The 17,820-nt window shown below is 31.0% G+C and carries 12 protein-coding genes and 2 rRNA genes; 12 read left to right on the forward strand and 2 right to left on the reverse strand.

Annotated elements, in window-relative coordinates; genetic code table 4:
• Window positions 1–1,386 (forward strand): 23S ribosomal RNA (locus P690_RS0103685); the annotation flags it as partial.
• Between the two features lie 72 nt (window positions 1,387–1,458).
• Window positions 1,459–1,563, forward strand: a 5S ribosomal RNA gene (gene rrf / locus P690_RS0103690).
• Window positions 1,564–1,610: 47 nt separating this feature from the next.
• Here rrf and P690_RS0103695 read toward each other — a convergent pair.
• The gene (locus P690_RS0103695; protein ID WP_051420974.1) at window positions 1,611–4,955 is read right to left on the reverse strand and encodes a hypothetical protein; all 3,345 of its coding nucleotides are present in this window, start codon (window positions 4,953–4,955) and stop codon (window positions 1,611–1,613) included.
• Between the two features lie 93 nt (window positions 4,956–5,048).
• Between P690_RS0103695 and lysS the strand changes: the two genes are divergently transcribed.
• The 4 genes from lysS to P690_RS0103715 all read left to right on the forward strand — a co-directional run bounded on the left by lysS (window position 5,049) and on the right by P690_RS0103715 (window position 9,775).
• The gene (lysS, locus tag P690_RS0103700; RefSeq protein WP_027122394.1) at window positions 5,049–6,527 is read left to right on the forward strand and encodes a lysine--tRNA ligase; all 1,479 of its coding nucleotides are present in this window, start codon (window positions 5,049–5,051) and stop codon (window positions 6,525–6,527) included.
• 59 nt (window positions 6,528–6,586) lie between these two features.
• Entirely contained in the window at window positions 6,587–7,702 is a 1,116-nt protein-coding gene (locus P690_RS0103705; protein ID WP_027122395.1) for a J domain-containing protein, read from the forward strand.
• Between the two features lie 131 nt (window positions 7,703–7,833).
• Window positions 7,834–8,469, forward strand: coding sequence for a hypothetical protein (locus P690_RS04145; RefSeq protein WP_394296425.1), 636 nt, complete (start codon window positions 7,834–7,836; stop codon window positions 8,467–8,469).
• Window positions 8,470–8,680: 211 nt separating this feature from the next.
• On the forward strand, window positions 8,681–9,775 hold the full coding sequence (locus tag P690_RS0103715; protein ID WP_027122396.1) for a hypothetical protein: 1,095 nt from the start codon (window positions 8,681–8,683) through the stop codon (window positions 9,773–9,775).
• Here P690_RS0103715 and P690_RS0103720 read toward each other — a convergent pair.
• The gene (locus P690_RS0103720; protein ID WP_027122397.1) at window positions 9,752–10,567 is read right to left on the reverse strand and encodes a hypothetical protein; all 816 of its coding nucleotides are present in this window, start codon (window positions 10,565–10,567) and stop codon (window positions 9,752–9,754) included. The two genes, P690_RS0103715 and P690_RS0103720, sit on opposite strands and share 24 nt — an antisense overlap.
• An 85-nt stretch (window positions 10,568–10,652) precedes the next feature.
• On the opposite strand from P690_RS0103720, the gene ptsP reads away from it, so the two are divergent.
• The 6 genes from ptsP to P690_RS0103750 all read left to right on the forward strand — a co-directional run bounded on the left by ptsP (window position 10,653) and on the right by P690_RS0103750 (window position 17,818).
• Window positions 10,653–12,389, forward strand: coding sequence for a phosphoenolpyruvate--protein phosphotransferase (gene ptsP, locus P690_RS0103725; RefSeq protein ID WP_027122398.1), 1,737 nt, complete (start codon window positions 10,653–10,655; stop codon window positions 12,387–12,389).
• 76 nt (window positions 12,390–12,465) lie between these two features.
• A complete protein-coding gene (locus tag P690_RS0103730; protein ID WP_027122399.1) occupies window positions 12,466–13,011 on the forward strand; it encodes a sigma-70 family RNA polymerase sigma factor in 546 nt (181 codons plus the stop codon).
• A gap of 443 nt (window positions 13,012–13,454) precedes the next feature.
• Entirely contained in the window at window positions 13,455–13,727 is a 273-nt protein-coding gene (gene rpsO / locus P690_RS0103735; protein WP_027122400.1) for a 30S ribosomal protein S15, read from the forward strand.
• A gap of 81 nt (window positions 13,728–13,808) precedes the next feature.
• Entirely contained in the window at window positions 13,809–15,539 is a 1,731-nt protein-coding gene (locus P690_RS0103740; RefSeq protein WP_027122401.1) for a ribonuclease J, read from the forward strand.
• A gap of 7 nt (window positions 15,540–15,546) precedes the next feature.
• Window positions 15,547–17,502: an FtsK/SpoIIIE domain-containing protein gene (locus P690_RS0103745; protein ID WP_027122402.1), complete on the forward strand. Its 1,956-nt coding sequence runs from the start codon at window positions 15,547–15,549 to the stop codon at window positions 17,500–17,502.
• Entirely contained in the window at window positions 17,489–17,818 is a 330-nt protein-coding gene (locus tag P690_RS0103750; protein WP_027122403.1) for a thioredoxin family protein, read from the forward strand. The genes P690_RS0103745 and P690_RS0103750 overlap by 14 nt, the downstream gene beginning before the upstream one ends.
• Window positions 17,819–17,820: the final 2 nt, after the last annotated feature.

Below are 17,820 nucleotides of genomic sequence, written 5' to 3' on the forward strand. Positions count from 1 at the left end.
AATCCGCCCTTTTTAAGGACAACTTATGAATACGAGCGAACGCTTTGCAAGTAGCGAAGATGCATATATCACGCTTCCAAGAAAAGCTTCTAGGGTTAACTATTTGTTTCCAGTACCGAGAACGAACACACGTGGTCAAGGAGAAGATCCTAAGGTTAGCGAGTGAACTATAGCTAAGGAACTCTGCAAATTCATCCCGTAAGTTCGCGAGAAGGGATGCTCAATGTAAAAGTTGAGCCGCAGTGAAGAACGAGGGGGGACTGTTTAACTAAAACACAGCTCTATGCTAAATCGCAAGATGATGTATATGGGGTGACACCTGCCCAGTGCTGGAAGGTTAAAGAAGGGTGTTAGAGCAATCGAAGCTCCCGACTGAAGCCCCAGTGAACGGCGGCCGTAACTATAACGGTCCTAAGGTAGCGAAATTCCTTGTCGGGTAAATTCCGTCCCGCTTGAATGGTGTAACCATCTCTTGACTGTCTCGGCTATAGACTCGGTGAAATCCAGGTACGGGTGAAGACACCCGTTAGGCGCAACGGGACGGAAAGACCCCATGAAGCTTTACTGTAACTTAATATTGGGCAGAGTTTAGACATATAGAGAATAGGTGGGAGACTTTGAAGCAACTTCGCTAGGAGTTGTGGAGTCACCAGTGGAATACCACCTTTGTTTACATTCTTCTCTAACTAGTTGCTGTTATCCAGCAATAGGACAGTGTTAGGCGGGCAGTTTGACTGGGGCGGTCGCCTCCCAAAAGGTAACGGAGGCGTGCAAAGGTACCCTCAGCACGGTTGGAAATCGTGTTAAGAGTGTAATGGTATAAGGGTGCTTGACTGTGAGACTAACAGGTCGAACAGGTAAGAAATTAGGTCATAGTGATCCGGTGGTTCAGTATGGAATGGCCATCGCTCAACGGATAAAAGCTACTCTGGGGATAACAGGCTGATACTGCCCAAGAGTTCACATCGACGGCAGTGTTTGGCACCTCGATGTCGACTCATCTCATCCTCGAGCTGAAGCAGGTTCGAAGGGTTCGGCTGTTCGCCGATTAAAGAGATACGTGAGTTGGGTTCAAACCGTCGCGAGACAGGTTGGTCCCTATCTATTGTGCCCGCAGGAAGATTGAAAAGATTTACTCTTAGTACGAGAGGACCGGAGTGAAGACACCTCTTGTGCTCCAGTTGTAGTGCCAACTGCACCGCTGGGTAGCAACGTGTCGAACGGATAAACGCTGAAAGCATCTAAGTGTGAAACCGACTTTAAGAATAATCTTCCCTTCCAGCAATGGAGTAAGAATCGTTGTAGACTACGACGTTGATAGGCTAAAGGTGTAAGTGCCGCGAGGTATTTAGCTGATTAGTACTAATAATTCGAGGACTTAGATTTGATCAAAAAACATTAGTTGTTTTTTATCTAAAATGATTTGTTGTATTTAGTTTTTCAAAGAGCAATGGTGTGTGTGATATCGATATCGTGATGGAAACACCTGGTCCCATTCCGAACCCAGAAGTTAAGCATCATGGAGCCGAAGGTAGCGCAAGCAAGAATAGGAAAATATCACGCAAACAAAATAATAACACCAGATTCAAACTGGTGTTATTTTTTTATTTTTATCTACGAATTCTACGTTTATTTTTCTTGGTTAATTTCACAATTCCATAGCTTGTTCCTATTATCAGCGCTAATGATATTAATGAAACACTGACAATAAAAATGATTAAGTTTTTCTTATCTTTTAAATCAAAACTAATATTTGTTGCTTTTTTATTATTAATCTGCTCGTTTTGTTGGTTCTTGGATTCTTTTTCATTATTTGTTGATCTTTGGTTATTAGAATTATTTCTTATAATTTCTTCTCTAGAAATATCGCTTTCATCTTCATCTAGTGAAGTAGTAGAAGTGTTAATTAGTTGAATTTCATTAGATGGGTTAGCAATATCAAAGTTGTCTCAAGAGCGAATTACAAAGTTATATTTATTAATCTCGTTCTTAATTAATTCAGTTATCTTATCTTTTGAATTAAGTACAGGAGCAAGATTTAATTGATCAGGATTTAATAATTTTATTAGGATTTTATTGTCAGATATATTGATTTGATAATCTAGATTAAAAATTAAATTATTATTAAATTTACCGTTGATTTTTAAGATATTATTATTTTCTTTTTCAATACTTAAATCAAAATTTGTTATAGGATTAAAAGCAGTTTTTTCAACCTTATCTAACGAATATAAAGTAAAGTTAAGTTGATTAGCTCGTTCATTAACTTGGATTGAATTGTTAAGAATTTTTAACCCTCTAGTTGCTAAAACAGGTTCGATTGCTCTAACTAATTTATTTGCATCATCTTGAGAAATTGAATATTCTTGATTAATCTTTAAATTAATTGTTTGATCAGACAAAAGATTGTTTTCATAATCAGTTAATAATCTAATGCCAAAATTGTTATCTAAATAATTCAGTTTTATCTCTGGAACAATTTCGTGCTCAAAACTTATTCGAGACTTATTAATATCTATTACTTTATTAAATGCTTTAAATTTTACGAGATAGAATTTAGCTTTAATATTTTCGTCATTTTTAAAGAAATAAAGTTTATCAGGAATAAGTTCTGGTTCAGCTTCAGTACCTGGAATAGCAAAATCATTACCATTTAAAACTCTGATTATAGATCAAAACTCACCTGTCACATTATTCGGATCGAAATTAAGATTATATCGATCTGATAGTGCTGGCATTATATTTAGATCATTACCCGTTCATACACTTTGATCAGGTGAGTAAACGCCATCTTGATTAATATAAATACTATTCGAATTCAAGTATATTGATTTATAAGCATCAATTAAGATATCACTAATCTCAATAGATCTATCAACACCGATCTTGTGATTAAAATCACTCGCGTATAGCGGTTCAAATGTTCTGACATTAAAATCGTTCAACTCAGCAATCGAATTTTTATACTTTATGTTTAAAAAATCATAACGATAATTTAGATTTAATCTAATTGAAACTTCGTCTAATTTGAATACTGAGTTTTCATTTTGTATAGTTTGAAAAGTATTGATTTTACCGTTAAAACTATCAATTTCTTCACTATAGAATCGTAAATTATTAACGGTTAATTGAAGTAAATTTCTGTTTAAATCTAACTGCGGTGTTCTATTTCTAATTTCTTCAGAATTAATATCAATTCGTGGTGTTTCATTATTAGCTATTAATACTCGATCAGAAATTTTATTACTTCCAATGTAAATATCTCCAATTAATTTTGTTTGTTGATTAAATTGATCAAAAAGCTCAGGCAAAGCCATTATAAAATCATATTGATAATCATTAATTTCACTTGTAGTTATTCCTAAAAAATAAAACAACTCTCTTTGAAAGTTACTTACATAATTTCGCCCTTTTGCTTGAATTAAATTATTAAAAAATTCAATAGAATTATTTCTTTGTAAACTTACAACGTCAGCATAATCAATTGACAGATTTTTATATTTATTTTGATTCGAATTTACCGTGTATTTTTTAATTTTTCTAATATGATCAATAAGTTTTATAAACTGATCATTATATCAAAATCAAAACGTCAAATTCGTATCAATTTTTGAATAAACATAATTATCTCTTAGCTGAATAGAATCAGATTCGATTTTAATGTTGTTTATGAATAAATTTATTAAATTTCTATAGCCGTTAAATGCAGTTCTATTAGTAATATTAAAATTAATTGTTTTGTAAGTAAAATTATCAGGAAGTACAAAATAGTCGGCAAAAATATCATATTTTGCACTAATCAGTTCAGATCTATTATCAACGTTTATGCTTAAAGTTTTTGGTGAATCCTTAAGTTCATAAAGTTTATTAAAGTATGTTGGATTAGCTTTAATTACTCTATATGATGATGTATCAAATCAATTGTTCATTAAATTTACTAAAACTCTATTATTAATAATGCGCCATTTACCAGAAGGTGATTTTCAGAAATACAGTTTAATCTTGTCAAACTCAACTCTATTATTGCTATCTACTAATATTTCTGCATTTGGAACAATATTAAATTTATCGTATGTAGCTGCACTAACAGGATGAACTTTTCATCTTAAATACTTTACACTCGTAAGATTATTTCTTTTTTCTCTGTTATTGTTTAGTTCATATAACGTTGGATATCATCCAGTGTGCTTCTTTTCTCTAACAGTAAATTTATTACTACCAATATCCACGTTTGTTAAAGCATAATATTGATTGTTTGTATTTGGTATGCGATCAAATATTCCGTGTAAAGAGGTGTCTTTCTTATATTTAATAAAACCGTATTCCAATTGTTTATCAGCTAGAGGTAAATCAAAAACATCATATCTAGGAATTTCGCGTTTCTTTATTACATGGCTATAAGAATGAATAAACTCTACATAATCTTTGTAAATTGGGTCGTAATTACCAGCAAAATTATAGTTAGCACTTGAGTGATTAGAATACGTCCCAAAATCAGTTATTTCACCATAATTAGGTCGAGATATGTTAGTTCGTTCATCTACTGATTTATTTAAGGTTGCATTATCTAAAAGCTGTTGAAACTCAACATCCTGATTAACTGATCAGTAGATATTTTGCTGAACATATTCAACCGAATCAATTCTATAGAGGTCTTTGAATCTCTCCTTAAATTCATCAACTCATCCTTGAACCTCTTGAACATAGTTGTTGAAATGAGTGTCAGCAACTTTAATGATCTGGTTTTTCACAGACTCAACCGTATTTTTAGATCAATCACGGTTTAAAACAAATGTTAGATTAACAGAAGGTGAATCTGTAGATAGACTAACAATTGAGTTGTTAACATGGTTAACTAAAACAGCTTCATTTATTGTGGCTCTGTTAGTAACTCCGCCTTGGAAGCTTGTTGATAGCAGTGTTAGTGCGTTTATTATTGCGTATGCCTTTTTCATCTTATTCAAGATATGTAAAAAGATTGTCAAAAGGCAAAAAATTAAAGAAAATAATTTTTAATATAATAAAAAAGCTATTATTTACAAATAATTATGTCTAGAAAACTTAACGATCAGGAATTAGTTCGTTTAAATAAATTAAACCGTTTAATTGAATCTAAACAAAACCCATACGAAGTAACAAAAGTTGTTAACACGCACAACAGCAAGAGTTTGAAAAAGCAATACGATCAATTTACAAAAGAAGAATTGGCAGCAATTAAATTAGAAAAACAAATTACTGTTAGTGGTCGTGTAGTAGGAATTAGAAGAACTTTTATTTTAATTCAGGACTTCGATTCTCAATTACAACTATATATAAATAAAAACAACCAACCTGAAGTTTTTAATTATTTTCAAGAATATTTAGATTTGGGTGATATTGTAACTGCAACTGGTAAGCCAATGAAGACTAACACTAATGAACTTTCATTAGATATTGATTCATTAAAAATTATTAGTAAATCATTAAGAATTCCACCTGAAAAATTCCATGGAATTGCTGACGAAGAAATTCGCTCACGTAAGCGCTATCTAGACTTAATTCATAATGATGAATCTAAAAAAAGATTCATTTATCGTTCAAAAATTATTACTGCAATGCGCCAATACTTCAATGAAAAAGGTTTTCTAGAAGTAGAAACACCATTTTTACATGCACAAATTGGTGGTGCTGCAGCTAAACCGTTTGCCACACACTACAATGCATTAGATCGAGATTACTATCTAAGAATAGCACCAGAATTGCCACTTAAAAAAATAATTGTAGGTAGTTTTGATAAGATTTATGAAATTGGTAAGTGTTTTAGAAATGAAGGAATGGATTCAACCCATAACCCTGAGTTTACCAGCATGGAGACTTATGTAGCTTATGCTGATTACAATTACATGATCGAGTTAACTGAAGCAATCATTAAATATATTGCTAAAGCAATCAATGTAAATGAAAGTAGCATGAAAGATCAAAAGGTTGATTGAACCAAACCTTTCAAGCGAATTAAAATGACCGATCTAATTAAGGAAGAAACCGGAATTGATTTTACCCAAATTAAGAATTTAGATCAGGCATTAGAGCTAACTAAAAGACATAAAGTTCACGTTAAAGAACACGAAAAAACAATCGGACATATTATTAATCTCTTTTTTGAAGAGTTCTGTGAAAAGAAATTAATTGAACCTACGTTTGTAACACATCACCCAGTAGAGATCTCGCCATTAGCAAAATTAGATTACTCTGATCCAAGATATACTGAAAGATTTGAGCTGTTTGCATTTGGTAAAGAAGTTGCTAATGGTTTCAGTGAGTTGAACGATCCGATTGATCAGCGGCAACGGTTTGAAAAACAATTAGAAGAAAAACAAAAAGGTAATGATGAAGCTTCAGAAATGGATGAAGACTTTTTAGAAGCTTTAGAAAACGGCTTGCCACCTACAGGTGGATTAGGTATTGGGATTGATCGTTTAGTGATGATGTTAACAGGGACAACATCAATAAGAGATGTGTTGTTTTTCCCACATGTACGTGAAGAATAAGAAAGATTGGATAGTTGCTTATAATTAATGTATAAAACACAAAAAACCAGAGGTGGTGAGTGAAAGAACAAAATTATTATGAAATATTAGGTGTTAGTGTTAAGGCTTCGTCTAGTGAAATTAAAAAAGCGTTCCGTAAACTTGCAAAAAAATACCACCCTGATGTCAATAGTGATCCAAAATCGATTGAACTCTTCCAAAAGATTAATGAAGCTTATGAAGTCCTAAGTGATGAAGCGTCACGTAAGGATTATGATGAGTTTGAACTTGATCTTTATGACGACGATGACGACGATGATGACTCAACTGAATTTGTTGATACTAAAGATGTCTTTAGTAAAATTTTCACCAACATCAAAAGCGGTCAACAGAACAATCAAGCAAATAATAAGCAATCTTCAAGTGCACAAACAGGTGCGCAACAACAAGCAGCTGCAAGCAAAACTGCAGTCAAACCCGATCCTTATGCACCCAAAAATCTTTACACGATTTTAGGAGCAAATAAGAAAACCAGTTTGGATGAATTGAAAAGGTTATATAGCGTTTTAAAGTTAAAATACTCAACCGATCCAAAAACTGAAGCAAATGAATGATTAAAGAAAGAAATCAAATGTGCTTATACAGTTTTATCTAATCACGAAAGTAAAACAAAATACGATAAAACTGGCATCTTTACTTTTGAAGGTGTAAGTCATCTTGGTGGTGTTTTTTCACGTACAAGACACTTACAAGAATTAGAAAAACGCAGTAAAAAATCTAAAGCAACTCAAACTCAAACAACAAGCGATCGGAAAGTTAATAATAAGAAAAGTCAAACACCCAACGTACCGTTTACTAACGCTAAAAATCAAGCCGGTTATTCTAAATTTAACCAAGCTCAGGGGCAACAAAAACAAGGTTGGCGACCCGCTGATATGGATATCAACATTGATGATTACATCAACAATCTTGACGTTCCAGAAGAAGAGCTAAGACTGCTACGTAAAGAAGTTTTAGATCAAAAACGAAAAAACAAAGAAGACAGCGACGACTCTAATGCTAAGAAGCAAAATCCAATTACTCGATTTAGAAACAAACACCCAGTTTTAAGTTCGGTAATTACCGGTTTATTTATAGCTGTCGTTTTAACGATTATTATCGTTGTTATTATTGCTAAAATTGGTATAACTAAGTAAAAAAAGTTAACCAATGTATGAATAAACAAGATATTATCGAACACGTAAATTACGATCATCTAGACATTTTAAATATCATTTATCGTCATTACGTTAAAAATGAACCTGTCTAGTCAATCAAATTGCTTGATTTGGATCTAGAAAAGATGACGGTTTTAGTTAACAATAAAACCGTCAATATTCCTTTTGAAAGACAAGCTAAAGATTTAGGCGATATTAAATACGTAATGATTGAGATGCACGAACGAGCACAATATTTACTTAATATGGATAGCGTTCAAGAAGAATACAATGAGTTTTTTAAATATAACTTTAGAAGTATTCATTTAGCAACAAAAAATAAGGATAACGAATTATTATGTAGCACTACCGTGCTTTATCGTAAGAATGATCGTTTGTATGTTTATTTAGCCAAGGTTGCACAGCACTATGAAAACATCATGTACAATAATAAAAATCAAGGTGTTTTATTGATTGAAGTCGGTGCTGTGGACAAACCAGAATATTTAAGAAAAACAGCGCAAAATGTTACAGATTTTGAACAAATTAATGATCAAAATCTAGTTAACGAATTACTAGATAACTTAGCCAAAAATCCGGTTGAAAGTCGAATTGCTAATATGCTTAAAAAATTTCATGGATTTGTGCTACTTGAAGTTAAGTTAAAAAAGGGTAGAACCAATTCAGGTTTTGGCAAAGCTTATGATGTAATAGATCATAAACTGGTGCCAATTAAGATGAAAGAAGAACACAAGATTGTTTATTAGCAATCGATTTGTGTGAGAAATATCTCCAAAAATTTTTGGAGATATTTTTTGTTTTATTGATAAAAAACAGAGATAAATTCAATAAGAAATATCATTTTTTTATAAAAACCAGCCGATTTTGCATGCAATCCAACATCAGTTTATTTAAAATTTTTATAAATAAGCATAATAATTGTGTATAATTTTTTTGTTAGGATTAATCAATAATCGAATGAACAGAATATTTATTTCGCCACAAGCAGTAGGCGATAACATAAACTTGGCAATCTTTATTAATTTATTAATATATGTTGTTTTTTTATTAACAGTTCCAACCATATTAATCTTGTGTTTAACTTTTATTAAGCCAAAGTTAAAACAAAATCAATTATTTAATCTTTACGCGTTTTCATCAGCGTTATTATTAAGTATTGGAACGTTGGGATTATTATTTGAAGCAACGGATGGTGTGACTGGTTTTGTAAGTAGTGCGCTAGCTGCTTACAGTGAAACTAATCAAACATTAATTAAGATCGCCATTATAGTTGGTGGAGCCATCTTAGGATTAACATTAGTAATCTCATTTAGATTTTTATACATTCATTTTACTAAGCAAGATCACTGTAACCACACGCATGATCACTCATTGCACATTATGAATGAAGGTGAAGATGTGCAACATAAAATAAAAGAACACAAACCTAATCTAAAAGCAGCTTGATTAGTAATCATCTTGTTATTATCTCACCGAACTATTGATGGTTTTATTCTAGGGGGAACAGTTTCGTTATTAACTCTAGATCCAGCTCAAATCAATATCGGATTTATTGTTACATTCAACATTCACATTCTTGTTGAAGTTCTAATTATTCATTATCGTCAAATCCAGTATGGAGAAAGACGTTTTAAAGCTGCACTATATAATTTTTATACAACTCTTTTAATCGTTCCCGTAATGATCGTAGGGGCTTACTTAAACCGATTCTTAAGAAACGTTGGATGAATCATCCCGTTAGTTAACGCAAGTGGTGGTGTGATTATCACCTTCTTAGCAGTGATTGAACTAGTTCCTGAGTTTATTCACAACCGATCAATGAAAACAGCTGATTGATACAAAGTGTTAATCTCATTCGCAGTCGGCTTAGTTTTTGCGATCCTAATTTTATCAGTACACAACGCATCACACGCAGAACATGATCATGGTACAACAATGACGCCAAACGACGGCCATGTTCATGATCATACTCACGATCATACCCATGATCATTTACATGTGATGCAGTTGGTTCGGCAAGTTAAAGATTTATTTGTTTACCAATTTAAATAGTTGCTTATATTTGGTAGTTAGTTTATAAAAAGTTAATGGATTTTTATTCATTATTCTAAAAAAGGACATCTTACGATTTATCTCAAATCGTAAGTTTCTTTTTACTATACGTTTGACAAACTCTAAGTTGTTTTCAAAATAATATAAAAGATACTCTTGCTTATTGTTATCAATCATCTTATTTAAAAAAGCAATATTCTGATCTTCAAGATCAGTTTTATATCTTCTTAAGTTCATGTCGAACAATTCAGGTTCGTTAACAGAAGTTAATTCTTTAAGATATTGATAACCATTATCATTATTTAAGTGTTGAAACAATAAATCAAAATAAGCTAATTCACCATGATATGAAACACTTAAAGGTTGAAGATCTTTTTTATAAAAAATGGTGTTGATAAAATCTAGGTTCTCACAAATGAGATTTTTAAACTTAGTTGGTTTGTAAACTTGATCATATCTTTTGATATTTCAAAAATATAACTTCTTATAGACTAAGTTTTGCTTTAATGAACTAATTAAGTGCTCATTCAATTGATTACGCACATCAACAATATAATAAAAATCTGTCGTAATTAAATTGTGTTTAAAAAGATAATTTAATGCGTTTGAGATGTTATCAAACTTTTGTTTATGAACGATCGTTTTATCTAGATTGTTTTGAGCAACTATATCATTTGTTAAATCAACAGATTGATCGAGCAAAACGATTATTTTCTCATTTTTTAAGTAATTTAATGTGCGTTGTAAATTGTTTGCGCAATTTCTTAAATACAAAACTGTTGTTAGTGTCATTTATATTAGTTCATTTTTGATTATTTTAGCTTAAAATATAATAAAAAAATATAATACTAATATTAATTAAATAATAGATTTTGATATGAAAAAATACGAAGGTATTGGTGCTTCTAACGGAGTAGCGATAGCTAAAGCTTACGTGCTTAAGGCTCCTGTTTTTGATTTTGATAACAACAAGATTAAAGAAAGTGAAGTAGAAAGCACAATTAGTAAAATTAAGCAGGCTTTTGATAAAAGTTCTGAGCAATTAAGAGAATTAAGAGCAATTGCTCTTAAGAATTTGGGTGAAGATATTGCGATCGTTTTTGATGGTCACATTAATATTGTTAACGACCCAATGTTATTTGATCAAATCTCACAAGAAGTAAAAGGAAATTTAGCAAACGCACCAACCGCGATTTCTAAAGTTTATGATCAAACTAAAGCGATGTTTGAAGCAATTGAAGATGCTTATCTTAAAGAACGTGCTTCAGATATTGGTGACGTGAAAAAACGCATTTTATCTAACCTTTTAAATGTTCCGTTACCAGATTTATTAGCAATCAATCACGAAGTGATTATTATTGCTGATGACTTAACACCATCTGAAACTTCGTTATTAGATAAGAAATACGTTAAGGGATTTGCTACTAACATCGGGGGAAGAACATCTCACTCTGCGATCATGGCAAGAACACTTGAAATTCCCGCAGTATTAAGCTTAAAAGATGTTACTGAAACAATTAAACACGATCAATTAATTTGTATTGATGGAATTAAAGGTGTTTTATACAGCGATTTAAGCGAAAGTGATGTTTCAGTTCTTAAGCAAGAACAAACTAAATACGAAGAAAGTCAAGCTAAACTTAAGAAATACTTGCCGCCAAAGGCTGTTACACTTGATGGTCATGAAGTAATTGTTGCAGTTAATATTGGTAAACCAATCGACCTACTAAAAGGTAATGAATATGGTGCTAAAGGTGTAGGTTTATTTAGAACTGAGTTCTTGTACATGGACTCACCAAACTGGCCAGATGAAGAAACCCAATTTGATGCTTATAAGCAAGCATTAGATTATGCGAACAACGAAACAGTTGTAATTCGTACTTTAGATATTGGTGGTGATAAGAAATTAAATTATTACCAATTCCCACATGAAATGAATCCGTTCCTAGGATTTAGAGCAATTCGTTTTACTAATCAACACCCCGATATTTTCAAGGCGCAATTAAGAGCATTATTGCGTGCATCTAAATTTGGTAGTTTAGGTATCATGTTCCCTATGATTGCTAACCTTGAAGAATTATTTAAGGCTAAAGAAATTTTAGAAGAAGCTAGACGAGAATTAGACGAACGTAAAGTTGAATACGGTAAACCACTAGTTGGTATTATGATCGAAATTCCTTCAGCAGCAATTATGAGTGATGTATTAGCTAAATACGTTGATTTCTTCTCAATTGGAACGAATGATATGATTCAATACTCATTTGCAGTTGACCGTATGTCTAAAGATGTTAACTACTTATACCAACCACTTAACCCGGCTTTATTAAGAATTGTTAAGATGACTATTGATGGTGGTTTAAAACACAAAGTTTGAACTGGTATGTGTGGTGAAATGGCGGGTGAACCATTAGCAATTCCAATCTTATTAGGTATGGGCTTAAAAGAGTTTTCAATGTCAGCTTCATCAATGCTTAAGGCAAAAGAACTGATAAACAACTTAAAATATTCTGATTGTAAAGAACTGGTTAACCAAGTAATTAACTTAGAAAACCAAGATCAAGTAATTCAAAAAGTTAAGGAATTTTTAACTAAAAACAAACTATCAGTTTCTTAATAAAATCTAGATCAAAACTAGAGAACTACAAAACTTAGAATTAATCATAATTAACTTGTTAGTTTAGCAGGTAATTATGATTAATTTATTCGATATAAACAAAGTATTAGATAAATATTATTGATACGCATTCAAAGTAGCTTCTAAAGTTTTTTATAACTACTACTCTAGTTTGCCGTTTGAATCATCTGATTTACATCAGATCTCAGCATTAGCAATCATTGATGGTTATAACCGATTCGATTCTAAGAAAAATGATAATTTCGATGGTTACATCAAGAAATATGTTTCTCTATATATTATTAGTATCTTCAAAAAAGAAACTACAAATAAAAGAAAGATCTTAAATCATAGTACAGAAAAAGAAAACTCCGCTCCAGTTTGCCATAAAACACCAGAGTATTATTTAAAACTAGATGAGTTTAGAGAAGAGATTAAAAAAGTTTTAAAGAAATTTCAACCCAAGCAGCGGAAGATCATTATTGAGTTTTTACAAGGTAGTCGGATTTGTGATATCGTTAAGGAATTAAGAATCAACAAGCATAAAGTAAGCTACGTGATCACCAAGTTTAAAAATGAAATCATTAATAATGATTTAATAAACAACAGCTTAAATTTTTAATTATCTCGATTACAATAAAAATGATCTATGAAAACTAGCGATAATTAGTTTTTGTTGACTAATGGGTAATAAAATTATTGATGATCAATAGTTATTATCTAGTTCTTAATAAAGAGCAAATTTACCAAAAACGGTTTTTGTATAATTATTAATCAATTAATAAGCAATTGTTGAATCCATTAATAAATAATAAAAGCCGATTAGATTAATAAACCTAGTTATTTAAGGTTATAGTAGATTATCTTAATTGATCAATTAATCCGGGGTCTTTGGTCAGCTGAGATCATTAAAAAGATACTTTTTATTAATAAAAATAGGGGTGTGTTCCCTATTTTTACTTTTATGAGCTATTTTTTAGCAGATAGAATAACTTGCAAAAGTAATTCTTGTGGTATAATTTTAATGATGTTCTCAATATCATACTAATTTTTTCGGAGTAATAAATGGCATTATCAAAAGATAAAAAGACTGAAATCATCAAGAAATTCCAAAAAAATGACGCAGATGTTGGCAGTGTTTTTGTTCAAGTAGCTGTTTTAACAGAAGAAATTAAGTTATTAACTGAACACCTACTTAAAAACAAAAAAGACTTCATTTCAAAGCGCGGTCTTTACACTAAAGTATCAAAGCGTAAGAACTTATTAAATTATTTAAAAGAAAACGATTTGAATGCTTATAGAAACTTGATTTCAGAACTAGAATTAAGACATTCTTAATTTGCTAAAAAGAAATAAAGCACACAAATTTGTGTGCCTTTTTTGTTTTTATTGATATATTCATATTAATTATTAACAAATATGGCTAAGATTAATTTTTTCACTCTAGGCGGTCAAGATGAACAGGGAAAGAACTGTTCAGTACTTGAAGTCAATGATGATATTTACTTATTTAATGCAGGGAGCTTAGTACCAATCAACAGCTTATTAGGTGTTGAACAGCTTATCCCTGATTATTCATATATTGCCAATCACAAAAAGAAGGTGAAAGGCTTATTTATTGGTTACCCTTCACAATCTAACTTAGGTTCACTACTATACTTATTAAAGTCGTTGAAACCTGAAGTTTTAACTGTTTATACTTCATTAGTTGGAAAAACAATTATTGAAAGTATTATGGATAAACAACGTGATTTTGAGCCATATAAAAAATACGTAAATATCGTTGTTTTAAACCCATTAAAAGAATTCAAGATTAACGAACACGTAAGCGTGATTCCTTTTAGGGTATTTTCATCAATTCCTTACAGTTATGGTTTTTGTTTATCAACTCAAGATGGGATGATCGTGCATATTGACGATTTTATTTTGGTCAATGATAAGAATAAAACCTTTAGTTCAGATCTAATGGATCTGAGAATGTTAATTAATAATAAAAAGGTTTTACTATTAATTGTTGGTGCAGGGCAAGTTGGTAAAAACATTAGTAATACCAGTCCAAATCATCGCTCAAAACAAGCAATTGAAAAGTTTATGAACGACTGCAAAGGTCGTAGCATTATTGCTTGTTATGATGACAATGTTTATGCAATGTTTACCGCGGCTACAATTGCAAGAAAGCAACAAAAGCCATTCATCGTATACAGTCAAGCATCAATTAACTTATTTAATACAATTATCAAAAAAAACATGTTCAATTCACGTGATTTGCAAACAATGCCTATCAGTGAAATGAACAACGTTAAAGATGCAATTATCGTTGTAAGTAACACGCCACACAACCTGTATAATCAGTTAGCAAAAATAGCAACTGGAGAAGATAAGCGTCTAAAACTAGAGCCTCAAGATCGTTTTATCTTATTGACTCCTAAGATTGCTGGGTTTGAAAGCTATGAAGCTAAGATCTTGGATGAAATCGCACGTTGCGATGTGATTTACAAGCGGCTTAACTCAGAAGTCTTACCAATCAAGGCTTCAAATGAAGATCACAAATTCTTAGTAAACTTACTAAAACCTCAATACGCAATTCCAACTCAAGGTTTATATAAGGAATTTGTTAAACACCTTGAAGTAGTTAACCAAACTGGTAATTTCAAAGAACACCAAAAACCAATTTTACTTTACAATGGTGAGATCTTAAGTTTTATCAACGGCAAACTAACTAACAAGCACGAAGAACTACACCTAAATTCTAAGTGTATTGATACTGCAGGTGTTCAAGATGTTAAGTCAATGATCTTATCAGAGCGTTTTCAAATGGGATGCAATGGTGTTGTAGTATTATCAATGTACTTCTCAACCAAAAAGATGGAATTCTTAGATGCGATTGACATTGAAACTCACGGTGTTAGTGATGAAGTTCAAAAGCTAAACGAAGCTATTGAAAAATGTAAGAGCCAAATTAAAACCGTGCAGATTACTTTTATTTCAGATATCAAAAATCTAATTGAAAAGAATATGAAAAAACGGATCACAATTAGTGATTACAGTCAGTTCAAAAAAACAATTCGTAAATTGATAGGTAAGATCTTTGAGAAGACCTTATTTAAAAACGCAGCGGTAATAACAAGTGTTGTTGAATTAGAAAACTAAAAACAATATGAATGCTGAATTAAAAAATAAAAAAACTAATCTAAAACTAGTGTTATCTGATAAGAGTTATGTTATCAGACTAACAATAGTTTTATTTTTAATTCTAACTTTAATCTTAAGTTTTTTAAGAGCTCCCTACTTTGGAGAATTCTTAGATGGTCTAGTGCTAGATTTAATGTTCTTTGGTACTGCTAAGTACATTTTTTATCTAGCGAGTTTTATTGTCTTAATTATCTTGGTTTTTCCCCAACCAGTCGTTTTTAAGATTCATAGATCCAAAATATTTTGATTATTCATTTTGCTGATTGACATTTTTATCTTATTGATTTTTGGTTTAGTTCATTATTCAATTTATCTAAAAAATATAAGTCAGATCACTTTAACTAATTACGTTGATGATTTTTTTGCAAAATGAAGAAGTTCGTTGTGAATTCATGGTAAGTGATTATGACAAAATACTTCACCACTATTAATTTCGGGTGGATTAATTAACAGTTTGTTTATCGCGGTTAATGCGTTTTTCCCTGTACTTATCGCGGTTGAATTAGCTTTAATAATCTTAACGATCATAATTTTATTCATTGGAATTTATTACAACGTTAAGGGTTTTGTTAAGTTTAAAAATAAATTAATTATGTTGCTTGGAGGAATGATTAATAAAAACTTCATTCCATTTTATGAACGATGAAGAAATAATAATAATTCAGTAGCAATCACGAATAAAGTTGAAGATAATAAAGAAAACTTCGTAAAACAAAAACAGATCGATGATCTGTATTATGGAAACCAAAATCTTCAAACAAACCAAGAAGGATTTTCAAATTCAAATAAAGCAAATTATCACGATCAAAAACTTCCTGAAATCAGACAACAATCAGTTAATGAGCGCAAGTTAAATCAATCTTTATTAGAAGTGATCGTTGAAAAACTTGAGCAACTATTTAAAGATCAAAAATTAGATGTTCAGTTAATCGATAAAAAGTGCGGACCTACTGAAGTTTGTCTTGCTTATGAATTTAGTGATCGCAAGCAAATTAAAAAGATCAAGAATTTGGATAAACAATTTGTTGATATATTTGAAAGTAACATCGTTAGCATTAATCAAAAAGGTAATGTAGTTTATTTTTATACCAAAGCATTTAATGAAAGTAAGATTTCATTAGTTGATGTAATGATTAAACCAGATGAAACTACAAAAAACCAACTAAACTGCGCCATTGGGATTGATGAAGATTTTAACCCAATTAATTTTGACCTTAAAAAAGAACGTAGTTTATTATTTATTGGTGGTTTAGGTTCAGGTAAACTAGCTTGTACGGTTTCAACGATCATTTCATTAGCAATTAGCAAATTGCCTAGTGATTTACAATTAACGATTATCGATCTACCAGATTCAAAACTGTCTAAATTAGATTTGCTAAGTCATCTAATTCATCCACCAGTAAATTCTATTGAGGGAGCTAATGCTTTCTTTGAAAAGATCATGACCGAACTAAAATATCGCAACAAGATTTTAGAAGAGAATAAAGTGGATTCAATTGATCAATACAATGCTAAAAATCCAAATAAAAAGATTAAAGATTTAGTGATTTGTATCAATGATTTAAATGATCTTTTAGACCATGATTTTTCAAATATATTTAAAATTATTTCGTATATTTATAAAGTAGCTAATAAGATTAACGTTTACTTAATTCTGGTAGCTAACCAAATAACCAAAGGTCTAGTTGATGAAGAACTATTGACTTATTATGGTAAGATTATCAACCTTAAGGTTGATACTCCAGAAGAGTCTGTTTTATTAGTTAATAATAAACAATTACACAAACTTTATAAGAATGGTGATTTCTATATCGTTGATCCGAAATCGATAGAGATAGTTAACCGAGGTTTATCTTGCTTTGTTGAAGATTACGTATTAGAAGATCTAAGAAGACATTACATTAATTATGAAAAGCATTAGTTTAAAAGAATTAGAACAGCTAATTCAAACAAACAATAAACCAATTTTTGTGCGATTTAGTTGGGCTGATTGTGGGGTTTGTAAGATGAATGCACCAATTATTGATAAGGTAGCAAACCAACGCAAAAACCAATATGATTGATACGAAATTGATGTGGACAAAGAACAGATCTGAGCTGAAGATGATCCCAACCACCAATGAGCAATTAAGATCGTACCAGTTTATATGATCTTTAAGAATAAACAAAAGGTTTTTGAACATGTTAACTTTTTAGCAGAAGATAAATTAAACACAGAACTTGATAAGCACATATAGGT

It is taken from the genome of Mycoplasma imitans ATCC 51306 (genome assembly GCF_000518305.1).
Taxonomy (GTDB): domain Bacteria; phylum Bacillota_I; class Bacilli_A; order Mycoplasmatales; family Mycoplasmoidaceae; genus Mycoplasmoides; species Mycoplasmoides imitans.